Source organism: Psychrobacter sp. NC44, assembly GCF_904846655.1.
Classification (GTDB): Bacteria; Pseudomonadota; Gammaproteobacteria; order Pseudomonadales; family Moraxellaceae; genus Psychrobacter.
On sequence record NZ_CAJHBN010000003.1, the window covers coordinates 225,731 to 245,534 of the forward strand.

The 19,804-nt window shown below is 42.6% G+C and carries 17 protein-coding genes and 3 tRNA genes; 3 read left to right on the plus strand and 17 right to left on the minus strand.

Going from position 1 to position 19,804, the window contains the following annotated elements; translation table 11 throughout:
• Positions 1 to 36: 36 nt before the first annotated feature.
• From JMX95_RS03550 to JMX95_RS03585, 8 genes are all read right to left on the minus strand, one after another.
• Positions 37 to 858 (minus strand): hypothetical protein, encoded by an 822-nt coding sequence (locus JMX95_RS03550; protein ID WP_201560012.1) that lies wholly within the window; start codon positions 856 to 858, stop codon positions 37 to 39.
• A 161-nt stretch (positions 859 to 1,019) separates the two neighbouring features.
• Positions 1,020 to 2,129 carry a PilW family protein gene (locus tag JMX95_RS03555; protein WP_201560043.1) on the minus strand — a complete coding sequence of 370 codons (1,110 nt, stop codon included), beginning with the start codon at positions 2,127 to 2,129 and terminating at the stop codon, positions 1,020 to 1,022.
• Positions 2,129 to 2,692 (minus strand): type IV pilus modification protein PilV, encoded by a 564-nt coding sequence (gene pilV, locus JMX95_RS03560; RefSeq protein ID WP_201560013.1) that lies wholly within the window; start codon positions 2,690 to 2,692, stop codon positions 2,129 to 2,131. Before pilV ends, JMX95_RS03555 begins: the two co-directional genes overlap by 1 nt.
• The gene (locus JMX95_RS03565; RefSeq protein ID WP_201560014.1) at positions 2,692 to 3,171 is read right to left on the minus strand and encodes a prepilin-type N-terminal cleavage/methylation domain-containing protein; all 480 of its coding nucleotides are present in this window, start codon (positions 3,169 to 3,171) and stop codon (positions 2,692 to 2,694) included. Before JMX95_RS03565 ends, pilV begins: the two co-directional genes overlap by 1 nt.
• Before the next feature lie 367 nt (positions 3,172 to 3,538).
• Entirely contained in the window at positions 3,539 to 4,390 is an 852-nt protein-coding gene (locus JMX95_RS03570) for a ComF family protein (RefSeq protein ID WP_201560015.1), read from the minus strand.
• A 27-nt stretch (positions 4,391 to 4,417) separates the two neighbouring features.
• Positions 4,418 to 5,845, minus strand: coding sequence for a phospholipase A (locus JMX95_RS03575; protein WP_201560016.1), 1,428 nt, complete (start codon positions 5,843 to 5,845; stop codon positions 4,418 to 4,420).
• A 359-nt stretch (positions 5,846 to 6,204) separates the two neighbouring features.
• Positions 6,205 to 8,340 (minus strand): protein-disulfide reductase DsbD domain-containing protein, encoded by a 2,136-nt coding sequence (locus JMX95_RS03580; RefSeq protein WP_201560017.1) that lies wholly within the window; start codon positions 8,338 to 8,340, stop codon positions 6,205 to 6,207.
• Positions 8,341 to 8,407: 67 nt separating this feature from the next.
• The gene (locus tag JMX95_RS03585; RefSeq protein WP_201552598.1) at positions 8,408 to 8,971 is read right to left on the minus strand and encodes a protein-disulfide reductase DsbD domain-containing protein; all 564 of its coding nucleotides are present in this window, start codon (positions 8,969 to 8,971) and stop codon (positions 8,408 to 8,410) included.
• On the opposite strand from JMX95_RS03585, the gene JMX95_RS03590 reads away from it, so the two are divergent.
• Complete coding sequence (locus JMX95_RS03590) at positions 8,970 to 9,146, plus strand: hypothetical protein (protein WP_201560018.1); 177 nt, start codon at positions 8,970 to 8,972, stop codon at positions 9,144 to 9,146. The two genes, JMX95_RS03585 and JMX95_RS03590, sit on opposite strands and share 2 nt — an antisense overlap.
• 88 nt (positions 9,147 to 9,234) lie before the next feature.
• Here the strand turns inward: JMX95_RS03590 and gspG are convergent, their stop codons facing one another.
• The 9 genes from gspG to JMX95_RS03635 form a co-directional block, all read right to left on the minus strand.
• The gene (gene gspG, locus JMX95_RS03595) at positions 9,235 to 9,702 is read right to left on the minus strand and encodes a type II secretion system major pseudopilin GspG (RefSeq protein WP_406947497.1); all 468 of its coding nucleotides are present in this window, start codon (positions 9,700 to 9,702) and stop codon (positions 9,235 to 9,237) included.
• Between the two features lie 625 nt (positions 9,703 to 10,327).
• Positions 10,328 to 11,530, minus strand: coding sequence for a type II secretion system inner membrane protein GspF (gene gspF, locus JMX95_RS03600; protein ID WP_109591221.1), 1,203 nt, complete (start codon positions 11,528 to 11,530; stop codon positions 10,328 to 10,330).
• 81 nt (positions 11,531 to 11,611) lie between these two features.
• Positions 11,612 to 12,664: a hypothetical protein gene (locus JMX95_RS03605; RefSeq protein WP_109591219.1), complete on the minus strand. Its 1,053-nt coding sequence runs from the start codon at positions 12,662 to 12,664 to the stop codon at positions 11,612 to 11,614.
• Positions 12,665 to 12,955: 291 nt separating this feature from the next.
• Positions 12,956 to 13,891, minus strand: a complete 936-nt coding sequence (locus JMX95_RS03610; RefSeq protein ID WP_045452534.1) for an AraC family transcriptional regulator — start codon at positions 13,889 to 13,891, stop codon at positions 12,956 to 12,958.
• A gap of 532 nt (positions 13,892 to 14,423) precedes the next feature.
• Positions 14,424 to 14,499: transfer RNA gene (locus tag JMX95_RS03615), tRNA-His, on the minus strand.
• A 39-nt stretch (positions 14,500 to 14,538) separates the two neighbouring features.
• Positions 14,539 to 14,615: transfer RNA gene (locus tag JMX95_RS03620), tRNA-Arg, on the minus strand.
• A 96-nt stretch (positions 14,616 to 14,711) separates the two neighbouring features.
• Positions 14,712 to 14,788 (minus strand) — tRNA-Pro (locus JMX95_RS03625).
• A 243-nt stretch (positions 14,789 to 15,031) separates the two neighbouring features.
• Complete coding sequence (locus tag JMX95_RS03630) at positions 15,032 to 16,612, minus strand: McrC family protein (RefSeq protein WP_201552594.1); 1,581 nt, start codon at positions 16,610 to 16,612, stop codon at positions 15,032 to 15,034.
• A gap of 11 nt (positions 16,613 to 16,623) precedes the next feature.
• Entirely contained in the window at positions 16,624 to 18,084 is a 1,461-nt protein-coding gene (locus JMX95_RS03635) for an McrB family protein (RefSeq protein ID WP_201552592.1), read from the minus strand.
• Positions 18,085 to 18,430: 346 nt separating this feature from the next.
• Here JMX95_RS03635 and JMX95_RS03640 point away from each other — a divergent pair, with 346 nt between their 5' ends.
• Positions 18,431 to 19,132 (plus strand): DUF4442 domain-containing protein, encoded by a 702-nt coding sequence (locus JMX95_RS03640; protein WP_198329573.1) that lies wholly within the window; start codon positions 18,431 to 18,433, stop codon positions 19,130 to 19,132.
• A 118-nt stretch (positions 19,133 to 19,250) separates the two neighbouring features.
• Positions 19,251 to 19,739, plus strand: a complete 489-nt coding sequence (locus tag JMX95_RS03645; protein ID WP_201552591.1) for a RidA family protein — start codon at positions 19,251 to 19,253, stop codon at positions 19,737 to 19,739.
• Positions 19,740 to 19,804 lie beyond the last annotated feature (65 nt).

Consider the following 19,804-nt stretch of genomic DNA (forward strand, 5'->3'; position numbering starts at 1 on the left):
GCTCCTACTATATGCGAATTATAGATATTGGTCACGTTACTTTGCTGATTGAGCGATATTGCCATTCGGCGTTAAGCCTAATAAATCCTGACACGCTTGAGATATTGTACCGTCACCTTTACCATAACCCTCATCTATACAGTTTTCAGAATTGACATCATTCTCTAGCTTGGCTTCTTTAACTAGCACCTTGGCTGGTACACCAATCTTGGCCAAACACTCGTTACGCGTCTCGCCAAAATATGTATTTTGAGTAGGGTCATCTTCGTCAGTTCCAGCTACAAATGATTCAGCATTTTCGCTAGGTTTTTTAAGACACTCGGTAATCTTTGCGTCTGATACGTTTGACATCGCTGGCAAGAAAGAGGTGGAGTGTATTCGAAAACTTGGTGAGCTACTAGTTGCATCCTCTGAATTGACAGTTATCTCTAACGGCACATTTCCAAATGGCGTCACTGGTAACGACTGAGTATTTGGTCTGGTCACTGACACCTGAGTCATGACATTTTGACGAGCATTGACAAAATCATCAGCTTGGCTAGGACGACAAAAACCACTTGAACCCGCACCCCCTACCAACTTACTTTGCCCAGATGGAGTATTAATAGTTGCCTCAGACATCTTAAAAAAATAGCTTTGGCGTGGGCGATAACAAAACAGTACCTGATCACCACGGTTTGACGTGGCACCCGTATTCAAAAAGTAACCAAAAAATCCGAGCGACCCGAGGATATTAGCTTTTTCACTGCTGTAGGCTGGATCATTAATAATATTTTCGATATTCTTGTTAGATGTATCTGAAGTGGTTAATAGTAAGGTATCAACCTGATCACTAGTTGCTAAGCGCAATGATGTCATGCTATTTCGTACAGCAATGACACCTACGACAATAATCAATAGCAGAAACATTAAAACTACGATTAATGTAGCTCCATCCTGAGAAGTTGGCAGCTGATATTTAGGATACTTATTCATAATATTATTACCTAAGTGGGACAGGTTTACACATCAGGTTCTGCTTAATCATCCATAACACTTATGTTTCTTAATGTCACATACGACTCTACTACTGTGCGCAGATACTTTTTGCTCAATCCATTATTCAAGGTAGAGACTTTACCTAATACAGTAAACTCAGATGGACCTTCTTCATTTAGCACTGCATTATCAGAGCGCAAAATTAAACCGTACTTTATTCCTATGATAGATGGTTGATCTTTAAGGTCTAAATCTAAGTAGTCTTGCACCGTATAATACTGTAGCTCATCACCTTTTCTAGTCGATAATAATATATCGAAGTAATCTACATTGGCCATAACCTCTTGACCGGCATCACCGAAATCTTTTATTTCGTTGTTGCTGGTGAAATTAATAGACTGGGGAAGATTTTCTGCCGGTTTGCTTTGTTCAATATAATCATCCATTATTTCGGTAATATACTTGCCTGCATCACAGTATAAAGAGAGCTCTGTAGGTTTTGATGGGTTAGGTGCCTTTAAATAAAAACGCTCTATGATAATTTGACCGTCAATGACTTCCTTTACTCCACCAATAGTAACTTGTCTTGACCCTAAAGCCAGTTTCCCTTCGCAGTCATACATGTCTTGCGGCGCACGGTACTGAATTGTTAATTGACCACTTTTTGAGCTCACATTACTCAGCCCAGTCCACTCGTTTTCCTTCGTGCCCACAGTTTGATCACCAGTACGAGTCAACAAAGCTACCTCTACAGGAGAGCCACCTAAAGTAATATTTTTAGGTACTTTTGGATCACCGCCTAGATCTTTAGGGTTACGAAAGTTATCTAACGTTTCATTCCCATCCTCGTCCTCTATTGCGTTATCAGCACTCGTTAAGACAATACCAGAACCAGGTTGGTCAGCTGCAACTTTATCTGCTAACCCCAAGTTTGCAAGACGAATTTTTCTTTCGATAGTAGGTATATTGAAGGTAGCATCCTCAACTAACTCTGAAGCGCTTGCTTGAACACCTGCTGTTTTTGCATTGATCATATAAACTTGTACTGCTGCTGCAGATATTAGTAAGCCCAAAAACAGCGATACCATAAGCTCTATTAATGTAAATCCTATTTGATATTTTCGATAATCTTGAAGCGTTAAGATTCTCATTAATAAGCCTCCATTATTAAACAGCGAGAACCTAATTTGTACGAACCATTACTGTCTCCACAAGCATTGTCTTCACTGTCATCTAAAACAGGTATCGTGTTACCCCATGAGGTAATAATGCATTGTCTGGCATTTATATCAGCCATCTCTGGGCAGTTGGTCATGTTTAGCATTATGTCTTGCTCACAACCTAAATTAGCTGCCTGCCATGTGTTTAATGCTGCTATTTCTTCCGCGCTACACGCATCTGACTTGCAGCTATCTTGATCAAAACCGCTGCTTGCCTGTGATACTTTGGCACAATACTCAGTAATATTCTCTGTACCTTGATTTAAAGTATTTAACTCTGTCATAAAGTCATCAGCGACTAAAGTATTCAAACGCATATTTTCTGATAGCTGTTTTGACATACTCATAGCACGACTACGTACTAAGCTCTCATCTGTAGCATTAAGTGCATTGATCTGCAAAGCGCTAAATCCTAATACAGCAACTGCTAATAGTAGCAAAGCCACCATGACCTCGATCAAACCTATACCATTCTGGCTACTAAACTGAGTCATTAACAACTTCCTCCTAATATAGTACTTATATTAGCGATTTCAGTAACGATAACCTGCATCGTAGCAGATGATTTGTCATCACATATATTATAAATAACTGCATCTGCACGCTTACTTGGACTAAATGTAATAGAAGATTTATTCGCTTTTATGGTACTTTTTGAGCTATAGCTATAGCTTGCCACTTCATCGGGGCTAACAGCTTTTGTTTCTATGTTCATAGAATGAGTGCTATCATCGAAGCTAAACTCAACTTCCTGTCGCCGAATCACACTCTCTACCTTAGCTTCTTTTAGTGCATTAACGAGCGTCGCAGTCGTTGACTTCACTCTTTGATTAGCCAACTGATTACTGATGCTGGGCGCGGCAATACCGACAATAATAGCAAGCACAGCAATCGTCACCATCAGTTCAATCAGGGTAAATCCTGAGTTGGTTGTTCGTAGCGTAAGTGGTAGATTATTTGTAGATGCGTTCACATCAAATCCCTATTTATAACGGCAATTTTATAATAACTATTGTTTGTCTAATACCAATACTGAACCAAAAAACTAACAATGAATTCATATTTTCGTATCATTTTTGCCAGTCTTTTTATTGTTATTTAATAAAAATGATGCAATTTTTGTTCCATAATATTTAACAAAAGTTTTGCATAGAAATAACAATAGCCATAGCAGTTATGCAAGCTATTTAGAAAATATCATTTTATAAGCAATGCTATTGAGTGATAAGCACAGTATTTTGGAATATTAATAACAAATAAACATATATTATTTTAATAATATAGCGTTAAGGCAACATATTAGCAATATATTAGTAGTTAGCAATAGAGAGGAACAGATTTTAAGACTGATTTCCATGCGCTAAAGCATAGGCAGAAAGATGGTATTTATAATTGGTTTGAATATCTGACATGGTGACTGTTTCAGACGGGGTAAGCAGTGTACGCCCCAATGCTTGTAAACTGGCACCCGTGGTCGCAACATCATCAAACAATAATAAGCGTTTCACAGGAGGCTTTTCGATTAAAACAAAAGCATTGTCTAGATTACTTAGGCGCTCAGCACGTGTAAGCCCTTGTTGACTGACAGTGTCGTCAATACGCTTTACACCATGCCATAAAGGTATCTGCCAATGCTTAGACAATTGCGCGGATAAAATACTGACAGGATCGAAGCCACGTTTGACCAGTCGTTGCTCGGTTGTTGGCATAGCGACAATCACGCTATTATCATGATGACAACCATGAGGACGTGGTAGCTGACGTATAGCATGTAACAATAACGGCAATTTGGTCATGTCTTCATGGTGCTTAAAAGCTCTGATCGCTTGACGCAGCGGATACTCATAATAAGTCGCCGTTTGGATAGATAAAACCGTACCAGTAGCAATGTCAACATTGAAAGGTTTCGGCAACCACGCGATACTGTCATGACAATGTGAGCAAAGTAGTCCGCTGTTAAAACCGTGGTTAAATTGCTGGCGCAAATTAGCAAAAAACGAAGGATTGTTTGGCAAGGGGTTTAGAGAGTGCGGTGTAGGATCAGCCGTTGGCAAGCTACTAAAACTTGATGAGAGGTAATTTTGAAGTAGCTGAGATTGTGGCGTGCTGCGATAAATACGGCACAACTGGCAGCGTATATCGAGATACTCTGCCAGCCATAGTCCGGTTTGATAAGGCGCTAAAAGTCGCATGGACGATTGTCAAAATGTGCGCTGATATTAGAAACCTTTCCAATCATTCAGTACGATACCAAAGCCAATAGAGGTATTTTCGTGGTTGTAATCGATGATGGATTCGCCATAGCCTTGGAAAACCTGCACAAAGCCATTAACATTTTCTGATAATGGATAAATATAATCGACTTGCGCCGCCCCTTTATTGGTGCTTGGATTGTAGCGCAATGTACCGCTCAGGCTCTGTTGATCAGGCAAATCATATAAGAATTTGATATCACCATAACCCATGTAGTCCTCGATATCTGGATTGTCTTCACTGCTGCTGCTTTCACTATTCACTCGAGCCCACAGGCGCGGTACGATTGATAGCTTACCCCACTCTGCCCCTGCCATGAGATAAGCACGGTTCCATGAGCGTGATAACGGATCGTCTTGTCCATTAGAATGATGAATGGCACCAGCACCAAGCATACGAAGACGACCACCAAAAGGTAAATCTGCTGTCACTGGCTGAGTCAAAAATATTTCAGGCTGATAGTCGGTGGCACGGAATGGTCGCGAGTTGTCTTCGTTATAAACTTGCCAATGTGACTCTTGGGTATAACCAAACCACAAATCAGCACTGGTATCGAATAAGTCTTCGGCAACTTTGGTCTTCAAAGACAACTGAAATTTTAGTTCAGTATTGCGTATGTCATTAGAAGAAAAGGACTCAGTTTCCTGTGACGGCGTGCTTGGATCTAGGTTAGGGTCAAAGGTATAAAATACTGGCAATACATAGGTTGGTCGGTATGGTCTGACGGTCCAAGTTCCACGCTCACTGTTTTTATCGAGATCATAGGATAAACTAAGCGGTGTATATTTTTCGATATCTGTTTGAGTGACACCAACATTTTCTAAAACTTGTGCTTCTCTTTGCGTTAGCCCAACGGTGTCTAAACCTTCATTAGTAGCAGGTGCGCGCGCAACTGAGTCAGTAGCGGCATTATTAGCACCAGCAATGGTAGACTTTTCTTCTACAAAGACAACTTGCGGATTACCTGAAAGCGTACTTTGAAAGGTTTTTGCCAAATCTACTGGCTGCTTAGTTGTGGTGTAGCTCGGTGTTTTACCTTCTTCGGCTACTTTGTCAAAGCAAGCCAAACGTGCGGCACTGGTCTGTACTTGGGTACATTCAAAAAACAATTTTGCTTGCTGAGCGATAAATTCTTTACTGACTACTTGGCGATCTTGCGCAGCTGTATTGGCATCCTGTGACACCTGATAATCTTCAAACTCAAACGCTGCCTCCGGTACTGGTAACTCATTATCGCTCTGAGTTTTATCGGCAGCTTGGACTTGCACGGTCAAGCAGGTTAACGCTAGACCAACAGCAATATTCAAATAATGCTTTCTTGTCTGAAATAAAGTGTTTTTGCGCGCGGTAATAAGAGGCATAGGGCGGCGCTGTGCGGTGATATGGGAAAACATAAGTGTCCTTTATCTAACTGACATTATCGCCAGCAGAGTATATAAGATAATGAGTATGACCATTAGCGTCATCGCTAAAATAAACCCAATGACATTCAGACATAGAAGTCAGCAATTACAACGAGTAATGCGCCTTCAGCATTGTTGCTTTATTGTAATGAAAATGTGTGTACTATACTAGCCTTATCGCTGCCCTATACCAATGTAAATATCAATAATCAACGCTAAACCAAATGCTTAGCGTCAGGATGATAAGTAACCATTGGTAAAAATAGAAGAGCCAACGTACTGTATGAATAGTACATTGGCTCTTTTGTATTGTTAAGCCTTTAGAAAAGACTTATTCATTTTATTAAGTATCAGTTATTAAGCATCGTCAACGTTTGCTCAAATTCTGGACGATCAATCTCACCTACTTGTTGATTGGTCAACTGACCGTCTTGATAATACAGCAATGCTGGCGGGCCAAACAATTTATAGCGCGCTAAGATTGCTTTAGAATCGTCAGTAGTTTCTGTTATATCCAGTCTCACCAACTGCCAATCCTGCATCTGCGCTGGACGATTATGAAATAAGTTTTTATCCATAATACGGCACTCGATACACCATTCAGCAGTGACATCGACAAGCACTTTAGGGTTAGCGGCGATAATGGCATCTAATTCAGTCAGCGTTGTGACGGTTTTATCTGTTGTATTACTCATGGCTGGCTGACCAGTCGTCTGCATCATCGGAGCAGCACTCAAAGATGCCAGCGGATGCAAGCTATCATCGTTACCCAACGCCGCGCCGATGACTAAACATGTTGCCCAAATACCAGCGATTAACCCCAATGCTTGGGTCAGCATACGACCTTTACCCAACCAACTCCATGCCCACATCGCTACAACCATAAACCATAATGCCCATACCATTAGCATCACGGGTGAGATAAAGACGCGCTCAATTAATAATAAAGCAACGGCAAAGAGTAATAAGGCAAAACCTTGCTTAACCCAGTTCATCCACGCGCCCGCCTTCGGCATAATTTTACCTTGGGTGGCACCAATTAAGATAAGCGGTGCGGATAAACCAAAACCCAACATAAATAAAGCCGCAAAACCCAGTAGTGGACTACCAATCGTCGATACGGCAAGCAGTGCCCCAAACAATGGCGCAGAAACACAAGGAGATACTACGAGCGCAGATAAGAAACCCGCGATTAAACTACCGCCCGTACTGCCCAGCTTGCTATCCCCTGCTTGACTCAAGCCTTGCATTTTATTACTAATAAATCTTGGTAAGCGGATACTAAACACACCCAGCATATATAGTGCAAGCAGGACAAAAACAATCGCAAAACCAATCAGGATAATGGGGTTTTGTAGCCAGCCGATAATGCCTAATGATTCACCAAACACGGCGATAACTGCGCCCAAAATACCATAAGCTGTTGCCACGCCAATAGCGTAACTGGTGGTGAGAATAACACCGCGTTTCACCGTTGGGTTTTCCTCACGGGCAACGATATTGGCAACGATTGGCAACATTGGTAGTACGCATGGTGTCAATGCCAAACCCAGCCCTGCTAAAAACAATAATACCAATGCCAACCAAGGATGAGAAGCCAGACCAAAAGGATCGCTATCAGTGGCATTAGCTCCAGCAACAGTATTATTGGTTGTTGCTGGCACTTCACTTGTCGCAGTGCCATCGACGCCTTGTTCATCTGCGCCAGAAATCGTATTGGTAGCGCCAAGCTCTCCATCTAAAGCCTCATCATCCAACAAGGCATAATCAATCACCCCATCATCAGTCAGCGCTTGCTCTGCTGCAAGACTATCGGCAACCGTTGCACTTGACTCGGCGGTATTGTCATTACCTGTCAGACTGTTGTTGTTAGCAGCTTCTTGAGTAGAAGTACTGGCGCTATTTCCTGGAATTTGTGGCGTTGCAGCAGCGATATCAATTGTCGTTTTAATTTTTTCGGGTGGATAGCATAGTCCTGCTTTGGCACAACCTTGCCAGCCAATCACCACGGCGGCATCGTTGACGCTTTTACCACTACTACTGCTCAAGGTCGTCGTAGCCACCATATTCGCTTGGTCAAACACCAGTACTTTTCCGAATGTCGGATCATCGATTGACACTGGCTTTTGACTAAAGGTAAAAGGCGCAGCGGTCACGCCAGCTGGCAACGTCAGTTTGATTTGGGCTTTATAAACATAATGCTCAGGCGTAATGTCAAAATTAATGGCTAAGCGCGTGCCATTATTGGTAGCTTTACTGCTATCGCTGACTTGGAAGGCTTTGTCGACTGGTAAAAACTTCGTCTGTGCCGCACTTTTATCACTGCTAAATAAATCACCCAGCCCTGCCGCATGAGTCATCATGGGCATCGCAGCCAGTCCTGTAAACAACGAGCTACTAGAGACCGCAAATGCTAGTAGATAAGATTTTTTGGACGAGCGATGTACCGTTAGCGATGGTTTTTTTTCTATTGTCTTGATGGACATGAAGAGCTACCTATTTATTACCTAATATGCTATTTATTACCAATATTTGAGTCGATCGGCTTGTGGTCTATTTGCGTGTCACGGCGATATCAACCGTGGTTTTGATTTTCTCTGGCGGATAGCACAGCCCAGCTTTTGCACAGCCTTGCCAGCCAATGATAATCGGTGCATTTTTTGCGCCTTTACCATTGTTAGTAGTCAGAGTCGTGGTTGCTACCATATTTTTTTGGGTAAAAACGGGAACCTTACCAAAGGTTGGGTCGTCAATGGAGACCGGCGACTGACTAAAAGTAAAAGGGGTTGCACTCACGCCTTTAGGAAAACTGAGAGTAAGCTGATCTTTATAGACATAATGACCTGGCGTAATATCAAAATTAATAGATAAGCGCGTGCCCTTAGACGTGGCCTTAGTGCTGCTGATAACTTGAAACGCTTTATCGACAGGCAAAAACTTCGATTTTTCGGCACCGTTATTAGCAAATAACTCGCCCAAACCTGCAGCTTGAGCGCTCATAGATGCCATCGACAACCCTATCATCAATGAAGTACTCATGATTGCAAGTGCGTGAGACAACTTAGAGACTCGTTTATTTGTAATGGCGCCTTGTAAATTGAGTTTGTTGGTAAACATGAGTAATGACCTCTACTGGCTGATTTTAATGACAAATGAGCGGGGCGATATGACTGGTATCAAACGTATAGCTTGTTGGAAAAATGGATGGTTTGACATTATCTATGGAATGCCACGCCATTTATTTACTGATATAAAAATATCAACCAATAAGGTCTTATTGGTTGATATTTAAGAGCATTAGAGCGACCGTCACCAATAAATATACTATGGAGTAAGGGATCGTTAGCTACCCATATTTTAACTGCTCATCAAGCTAGTACTTATAATTGGGCATAAAGATCAGCATCTTGACCTTCGCCGCCTTGCTGACCATCTGCACCCAGCGAGAATAAATCATAAGGACGACCTTCACTGCCTGGGGCGACATATTGCATCTCGTTTTCCCAGCCATCTGTTGGATAGCCGCCTTTGATATAACCACCATCTGGGTAGTTTTTGGCCTCTGCTGGCGGTGTGGTTAATGCTTCTAAACCTTGTGCGGTAGTCGGATAGCGCGAATTATCAATCTTATACATATCAAGGGCGTTGGATACTGTAGCAAGCGCTGTTTCAGTGGTCTTGACGCGAGCTTTATCACTTTGTCCCACCACTTTCGGGACAACTAAGCCTGCAAGAATTGCCAAGATTACAATCACGACCATGATCTCGATCAGAGTAAATCCAGACTGGTTATTACGGATAGGCAGTGGCTTGTTGGCTCTCATAGGAGCTGGTTTGTTGGCACTCATAGCACTTGTTGGCATAGTAGTTACTTGAATTTTGTCAATTATAGTCATCGCTTTTATCATCGCTTTTGGCATCAGGGTGATGTAAATAGGAAAAGTGGCGTTCAAGTAACATTAATGATCGGCGTATTAATGAGCACTGAAACGATTATCACTATAAACCATGATTTTATTTTTATCTAGGGCGTGTCCTCAATTCAATCGTTTACTTTCTAAATGGGCTAAAAACAGCTAAATTTTGCCAAACATCGTCAAATAGCTTGTTAATATCTCGATATTATTTGCGCTACTTTCCTTGTTTGACGGCAATTTATCTCATTTTTATCACAATTTTTAAAATAAGGAAACGCCCTAGCATCGCAAGTAGATTGTTATGAACCTTGACTTTTATAAGCATCAATATTGAACCACAGATTGAACCACAGCATGACGAGTAATATTTATAAGGATAACTTTTGACTGACGCTTACTATAGCTTGATGGCTGGCTTTACCCTAATAAAAACGTGACTCAGTCAACAATCTACAACAGTAAGCAAATCTTAAGAAAGCTAGCGTAATATTTAGTAAGATGGCTACAATAGAAATGTGAGCGGGAGGCACACAAGCTCAGAAGGCTTAAGTGCTCATTATCCTGCCAGATCATTCATATTGACAATCGGCAGCATCACTGCCATTACGATAATCATGACTACCACGCCCATCAGCACTAGCATCAACGGCTCAAGTAGCGATAATAGGGTACTGATAAAGTTAGTGGCTTCCGCTTCCTGCATATTGGCGGCGCGGCTGAGCATATTTTCGAGCTCGCCTGAGTTTTCACCACTTTTAATCATTTGCACCATCATCGGCGGAAAGTAACTGGACTTTTCTAATTGACTCGATAAGCTTGAGCCTTCCGTCACCCTATCAGCCGCAGTGATGATGGTTTTTTGAATGTGTAAATTGGTCGTCACCGCCGCACCAATATGCAATGCCTCAATCAACGGCACCCCTGAGCGTACCAATATCGCCAATGTACTGGCAAAACGTGCTGCATTCAGCCCTTTTGATAACCGCGCCAATATCGGTAGTCTTAGCACGATGCTGTCTATCGCTAACTTACCCGCTTGCGTCTGCGCGAAACGATAAAACAAAAACGCCGTTCCGGCCAATACTAGCAGCATCAGCCACCACCACTGTGTAATGAGGTTAGATAGGCTAAGAACAATTTGGGTAATGAGCGGTAGCGCTTGCTCAGATTGCTCAAACACTTTGACAATTTTGGGCACCACAAAACTCATCAAGCCCATGATCACGCCGACTGCCATCACCATCAGCACAATCGGATAAACCATCGCGCCTTGGATTTTCTTTTGCAATGCAAAGCGGTTTTCGGTGTAATCTGCCAACTGGTTCAAGATTAAATCCAAGTGACCTGACTTTTCTCCTGCCGCAATGGTCGCGATATATAGTGGTGGAAAACTGGCGGCTTGCTGCAATGCTCGCGCCAAGCTCAAACCCTCTAATACATGCGAGCGCACGGCAAGCATGAGAGATTTAATATGGGTTTTTGGTGATTGTTTGGCGACGGCGGCAAGCGTTTCCTCTAACGGAATACCCGCTGCCAATAATACCGACAATTGACGGGTCAGCAATGCCAACTCGTAAGCAGACGGTTTTTTATAGCGGTTTTTATTCTGGTTTTGTCTATCATTGACGGCACTGACTTCAACGGGCGTCCATTGTTTATCACGCAGCTGCTGGCGAACTTGTCGAGCAGAATCACCTTCGAGCAAGCCTTTTTGCACACTGCCATGGTCATCTAACGCTTTATAATGATAAGCGGGCATAGCAGCGAATATCCTAAAGTGGTCAATAAGAAAAGGTAATAAACAAGGACTTATAAAGGAGGTCTATCGAGATTTAATGGCTTAAAAAAGCGGCGTAGAATCGCTACTGTCTGGCATCAAACCTTGCAATAACAAAACATCTAAGTGCTGCTGCTGCAGTTTTTTATCGAAGTCGTTGACCTCAGCAATGAGCATTCTCTCGATACGCTTGTCACTGGCAAAGACACTCAATCGTGCACAGATAACTGCCAACTGATAAATACGTTTTTTACAGTAGCCATCCAGCCCTTGTAGCAGTCTAACCATGTATGGCGTCTCAAGACTGGCATAATCGTAATCAGCTATAACCTGCGAACCAAGTGCCGTAACACCATAGCTAATAGATAGATGGGCACAAAAATAACAGCTGAATAAGTAGCCAACGACATGTCCAATATAATAGCCGCGGTCATAGGTAAAACTACTCACACCGAAGTGCCCAAGTACATAGCTATTTAGACTGCCTTGATCACGAATAGGCTTACTGTTCTTTAATTTGCCAACGGTGGCAAAGCATAGCGGATTTCGCCCATCTTGAGTAGTCAGTTGCCAACCTGCTGGCTGCTGAGCTGGCATATGACGGACAATATCAGCGATAATGTCATCGACCACATGCAGCTGCTGCCAAAGACGCTCTAATCCATCGGTATCCATCAAGCCGCGTTTATCAAGCTGCTGTGCCAGCAAGTATTGCTGATGTTCTGCGAATTGTGATTTGAGCGTTTGTACCAAATAAGTAGGTCGCGTGGCAGCGGATGCCATATATAATAATCGCGTACGCTCATGCTGGGTACGATACAGTGCCACACGCTGCTCGGCAATATTCATCTCGCTAGCAGCAGGCTGTTGCACCGTGCTATGGGTATTAGACAACTCATCAGCTGCGCCTTTAACGACCTCTTTAACACCTACCTCTTCAATATCTGTCAGCGTAAACAGTGCCAATAACATCGCTTTGTCAGGTGTTGCACCCGCCTTGTCTTTTTGACCATGCTTGACATTGCTTGGATTCATATCGCTTTGTTTTTTAGCGGACACAGCTGAGCCTTGTTGGCTATTGGCTCCTGCGCGTGGCTTTGCGGTCGGTTCAGTCATAACATACCATCAGCAGCAAAAATAAATATCATTTAGAACAAACGATCTGACCACCATACAGTGACATATCTTACGCTAAAAACAAGCGTTTGCGCCTAGATGACTCATTATTCCATAGTACCTGAACACAAGCACATTGTCAGCTGTCCATCGTCAAAATACTCCCTATCAATACCTGTCAACCATAGACGAAATATCTTCATAAAAGTCTCATACTTCGCTATGAGAAAACAAAAAAGCGTTAAGGGCCTAATGGCAACCTTAACGCTTTTATGGTGTATTAACGATACGTTATGCGATGTTTTCTTGTTGATATTGTTGGCGATAGGCTTTTGGTGATACTCCATAAACGCGCTTAAATGCTTGACTAAAGGTCGAGTCTGACGCATAGCCAACCAACTCACTGATACGGCCAATACTGTTTTGCTGCAAGCGTAGATAACGGGCCGCCAAGCGCAAGCGATAATCAATGAGATAGGTCAACGGCGGCATACCAACTGTATCTTTAAAGCGCTGCGCAAAGCTTGAGCGTGACATTCCTGCGACTTCAGCCAGCTTATGAATGGTCCAGTTTTGATTGGGCGCTTGATGCATCGCTGCTAACGCCTTGGTCAAAAACGGGTCTTTCATGGCTTTTAGCCAATTTTCTGTGGCCTCAGGCAAACTTTCAATATAAACCCGCAAACATTCAATCATCATAATACTTGCCCAATGATTGATGATTGCGGTCTTGCCCATGCGCTCACGCTCGGCTTCTAAGGTCAGCAGCTTAATCTCGACATCAATGACCTCAAACCTACCGTCAGACTCATCGTTGATTTCAGGCAAAATCGCAGGCAGCACAGACAACAAAGGACGTATCATTTCTTTATCATACTTGCATTCAATCAATATCAAAGACGAGTTAGGATCACCGTTGCCATCGATATCAAGGGTGTTTTCCTTACAATGAGTCAGCAACTCATCTAGCGGTAGCGCATCGTCACCATTATGATCTAAGGCATAGCTCACATGCTTATGAGCACTGGGAATCATAATCATATCGCCTGCGTGCGCCTGTCGCAAACCATTGCCGACATCGATGCAAAAGCTCCCAGACATCACTAAATAAAACAAAATCGTATCTTGTCTAGTGATGGAATAAGACCAATTACCAGTCCCATTCAAACGATAATACTTGGTTTCAAACAAATGCACGTTTTGTAGCAATACGCTCAATGCGTCCATCAATCACTTCCTCAATAATATAAGATCCATAGCAGCGCATCTCAGACAAGCACTCACATCCCTACTACGGTCTTAGGCTTACTTAATCTATTCAATATATTTTTTAACTGACCTTTGGTTTTCTTAACACTCGTATCATCTTCAATGGATCACTTCTTAATGGATGACCTAATATATCAACGGGCTTTAAGACCTTATCATGATGCATCACTAAAAGCGTTGCCTTTGTTATTCTATATTTCGTTATCCTATATAAAGGCAGTTAAAGAATAACAAAGCAGGTTTAAGGCACGTACAGAGGTAACGAGCATCTCAAAAGAGAACCCATAATAAAAATAAATGAGACAAAAGGCCAGTAAATCAATAGACAATCAAAGGGCTGATAAGTCTACAAATTTTAATCGCAGAAGGTAAGATAGGTTAAAACCAATCATACAGGCACAAAAAAAAGCCAAACATGGCAAGTATTATTATTTAGAATAAGGTTTTTATAATGAGGTATAACAAGGAGAGGATAATGCAGAATAAAATATGGGGCGACTGATGGGACTCGAACCCACGACAACCGAGATCACAACCCGGGGCTCTACCAACTGAGCTACAACCGCCATAACTATTGCCTAATGAGGCAAGATTTGCAGGCTAAATGGTGCGCCTGGCAGGATTCGAACCTGCGGCCACCTCCTTAGAAGGGAGATGCTCTATCCAGCTGAGCTACAGGCGCTCTTAGAGGACTTTTATATACTAAAGCAAGTTTTAAATAAATCTAAAACTAAACCATTATACATAAAAAAAAGCCTGTAAGGCTCTTAAAAATAGATGGTCGGAGTGATAGGATTCGAACCTACGACCCTCTGGTCCCAAACCAGATGCGCTACCAAACTGCGCCACACTCCGAAATTTCTATTATCACGATAGTTTGTTGATTAACTCGTTGTTGACAATACCACTAACTTGTTAACGTTCCTTGCTATCGAGGTGCACATATTAAGGGGAAAAGCCGATGGTGTCAACACCTATTTTTAATTAATTTAAAAAAACTGCTAAATTACTTAAAAAACGCTCATTTATCATAAAAACCACTATGATAAATTCTTTTCTCCACGATGCTAAGTACTACTTACTCATCGACAGCGCTCATTATACTCTATTCCTATCAGGAAGCAAGCTGCCGTTTATCGTACCAGTAAGAACATTGAATGGTACGAGCCACAATGGCGCAGGACTCACTTTTTCATCAGTAGCATTATGGCTATTATCATGGTTGTTAGCGCCATCAGTCTTTTTATAATCATGCACTTGTTGGCTGAGCGCAACTGGCAACCGCTCATTATCTTGTACTGGATAAACCAGCCACACCTGCCCTGCTTGATAGGGCTGAGCGTAACTCATCAATTGATAAGCATCGCTGGCACTAATGCTGGCTGTCTGTGATAAATATTTCCATTTAATATCGATGACATGGCTATAGTGACCTTTTTCTCTAGCTTCAATAACCGCAGTGCTACTCTGATTTTGACAATTATCATCAGCATCAGTTTTATATATGAGCAAATCAGGCCGTATGGACAAACATGCGCGCCCTTCTGCATCCGTTAGCCAGATACTTTGCGTTTGATATAACGGCTGATATTGTTGACTCACTTGCTGAAACATCGAGGCAATGCGCATACTTGCCCATTGTTCAAAGGCTTGATTCATATCAATCAGCAAGCATAAACGCGGAGACGACAGATTTTGCTTGAATGGTTTATTTGGCGCAATACCATTACCTGTTGCCACATTGGACTGCCTTAGTAACCAATAAGCCATATCTAACAACTGCTGAGCAGCTTGTAATTGCGGTGCTCGAAGCGGTTGCACGGCTAACTGACGCTTTGCTTGCTCGTATATCGACTCTAACTGTGTCAGCTCTTGATAACTCAACGCCGCTACTCGCTGCCAAGCCTGCAAAAATTTAGGCGCAGCTGCTTTCGATAGCGTTGATTGAAAAAATAAAGGTGTCATCAAAACCAACGTGCTCTTAATCAGCCGATTACCTAGCATGTCTTGGCTCAGTATACTGCTCTCACAGACAAACTTATGCGGCTGCATGCTGTTGTGGCGCAATTGTTCTTTGATGAGCAGTCGACCTTGTAGCGATGCTTGATTATCGACCTGCGTCTGATAGTGTTTGCTTGGTCGATAATGTACCAGCCGCTGCAAAAACTGCGTGATAAGCCAATCTGACAATGGCAGTACAGCTATCGATAGCGGCGACAATTGACTGCTAAGTTGACCTAGATTTTTTGTATGGGGTAGCTTGTTTTTGGCATGACTGCTATTGGTCAAATCCGATAGCATGTCCTGCACCCATTGGCGAGTTTGCCCGATATCGGGGCGATGACTGGCATTCTGTGAAAGGTATGATTGCTGCGCGACTTGATCGCTAGAAGTTTTTGCCGCGAGTTTGGGTAATATCTCAAGCGTCATGCCGCTGGGCAGTAAAATAACCCCTATATAATGTCCGACTTTTAATTGCCATTGTCCCTGTCTGCGCTTAATGCTAAAGACCGCAAACTCTTGCGCCATCAACCAATGGAAATCAGATACCCGTAAGAAATCATGCGCTGTTAGACGCTGGTGTTCAAACACAGTGATGGTATTGGCATCAAGCGCATTAACGTTAGCACTGTCAATATTATTGGCTATGACTTTATGATTGAAACTTTTATTTATCAACGCTGAGTACCTTATGGATATAAACGTTGATAGACAGAGGGTTTGGCAAATTCACCTATCCCCGCAATGAGGTCGGCATTTATCTTATAGCCAGCTGTGCTCATAGACTGACCGAAAAATGCATTTTGACCAGTAAACAGCGGATTTTGACTACTAGCATTCACTTGGTCATTCACACTGTTATTGATCGATGCGTGGCTATCATGAATAAACCGCGCTCGCAGTGGCTGCTGCTCGTCTCTAAAGATATATTGCAAAGTACCCTCTTGCCCACCCGTCGCTTGCATTAACTGCGGAATAATTTGTTCAACCAACACCGCTTGCAATTGTCCAAGATCCGTCACTGACCATAAAAAAGCATGACCCAATTGCGCCTCCATTCCCAATGTTTGCGTGATGCGATTGTTCAAACCAGCTAAGAGCTTTGCCAAATCTACCATCGCCGCTGGACTGTCAGTTTCTGAGTTTTGGGGTACATGAATAATGGGTAATAATTCTGGTTGCGGTGGACATTCGATAAAACGAAAGCGCCGACGTAATGCCATATCAAGTGGTGCTAACGAGTGATCTTGGGTGTTCATCGTGGCATAAATATCGATATTGGCAGGGATGCTAAAAGCCCGTCCAGAATAGGCCAAATGAACGGTCATCGCGTTTGCCATGCCAGCCCGTTTGTCTGGCTCAATTAGACTGAGTAACTCGCCAAATACTCGTGACACGTTGGCGCGATTGATCTCATCAATTAAGATGGCATAACGCTGCTCTGGATCATTTGCTGCCCTTTGACACAGTTTTAAGAATGCACCATCCTGAATGGCGTAATTCATTTGAGATGAGCTATTCATTGTATGATTAGACGCTGCCATGACAGGACGAATGCCTTCGACAAACTCTTCATAGCCATAGGCTTGATGGAAGCTGACCATGGTAAAACGCTGCTGGCTAAAACCTTGATTTGGGTTATCTTGGCTTTGGTTGACACTGTTATCACGCTGCGCTTGCTGAAATTCGGCAAGTTGCTGCGATAGCTCTGTTAATAACTCAAAGCTTTCTGGCAGCAAATACCACGCACCACCCTCATCTTTATCAAAATAGGCTTGGCTGGCACGGTTTTTATAAGTCACAGTTTTTGAATTGGTAGGGCTATGCATTTGAAGGACAGACCAAGCCGTATTGCTTAAGTTTTTTTCGCGTGCATTCTGCGCCGCTTTCGCGACAAAGAACGCATGATTGACGATTTCAGGCACTTTTACCAGGTCTTGGTGTTTAGATTGGAAATCCAAAAGTACCAAGCATACGATTTCACGCCAGCTAAGCTCTTGCAATAGCTGCCCCAACAAATCTGCCTCATCGGCTCTCGGCAGATAGTCGGTATATCGCTTAGCAATTTGTAACAGTCGATAGGTTTTCCCCGTACCAGTAACGCCTGTATAAATGATATTGGTCGGCACATGAATTGACGTGTCAGGCATAGCTTCATCCAGCATAGAAAAAGGAAATAAGAAAAATAATCAATAAGATACACTAAAATGTCATCATTATAGCGTGGCTGTCTTTATGGCATCCAGCAGCACTGTTTATGAAAGCATCTGAGTGATACGATAGTGCTTTGAGCGATAGCATTCCTAGCATCTAGAGTATCATGACGTTAGCCCTATTTTATAAGCGCAGCAGTTCATGCTAATAATAGTAGGCAGACGGCGGTTAATGTACCATAGTGAGCATGGCAGCTTGCACAATAGGCATCCTATCAGCTGCTATGATGAAATATGTAACACTCAAAGCATCATTTAATCTATCTACATTAAGGAATTTTGTATGTCAGGATTATTAAAAAAACTCCCTAGCAAGCTAACCAATAAATTGCCAGCCAAAACCTCTGACAGCACAAGATCGCCCGTCGAAAAACCCAACAGCACGCTCAAGCCCATCAGCAATCAATTTACCAAACTGTTATCTATCACCAAATACTTACCTGCCAGCGCACGTTCGAGCATCTTATCCAAAGCCTTTGGTAAAGTGGTGCCATATGTGGGCACAACGGGCGTCTATTATGAAACGGTCGAACCCAACCAAGTCGTCGTGAGCTTAAACAACACCAAAGCGGTGCAAAATCATATTGGCTCTATTCATGCGGTCGCCATTACCTTACTTGCCGAAACAGCAACCGGTTTTATTCTGGGTTTAAACCTACCCTCTGACCGCGTACTATTGATTAAATCGTACTCGGTTAATTTTTATCGCCCGATTAAAAAAGGTCAAATTGCAGCAGTGGCATCTTTATCGGATGAGCAGCGCTTAGATATCCTAAATACACCAAAAGGCGAAATGGTAATTCCGTGCGTCATTCATGACCGTGAATCTGACAGTGATCGTGACCCTATCGTGGTTGAGATGACATGGGCTTGGATACCTAAGTCTGAGTTAGAAGCGCGCCGTCAGGGCAAGACCAGCGACAAGCCGCTAGAAGCTGACACTGAATCTAAAACAGAAGTCGAAGCTGAGCAAAACGACCAATAACTGGTTAAGCATAAGTAAGACATAATGTGTCATCTAGTGTGATGAGACATTATGTTTGTTAAACTTGTATAGTGCATTTAAAAAAATTGTGAAAAAAACGTATAATAAGGAGACAGCGATGTCCAAGATTACCCATAAATTGACTGCCCATTTAACTAAGGCGTTGCTCGTGGGCGCGTGCTCACTAGGCCTTACCATGACAGCAAATGCGGCGCCAATGGCAAATACCGCAAGTGTGACTAAATCTAGCCCTGTGTTTCTTGGTGATGGCGGTAATTATCCTTTTTCAGAAGCAGTACGGGTGGGCGATACGCTATACATGTCTGGACAAATTGGTTTTAAAGATGGCAAATTGGTCAAAGGTGGTGTCAAAGCCGAAGCCAAGCAAGCATTGGATAATATCAATGAAACCTTGTTAAAATATGGCTATCAAAAATCAGACATCGTCAAATGTATGGCTATGCTGACAGACATGGATGACTTTGACGATTTTAATAAAGTCTATAAAGCGGAATTGGCCAAACCTTATCCGGTACGTTCAGCCTTTGGCGTCGCTGAATTGGCTGCTGGTGCCAGCGTTGAAGTTGAATGCATCGCTGCAAAATAATAGCGATGTCACACGTTAAATTATTAAAAGCACTGAAGTATTCAAAACACTAAAGTATTCAAAGC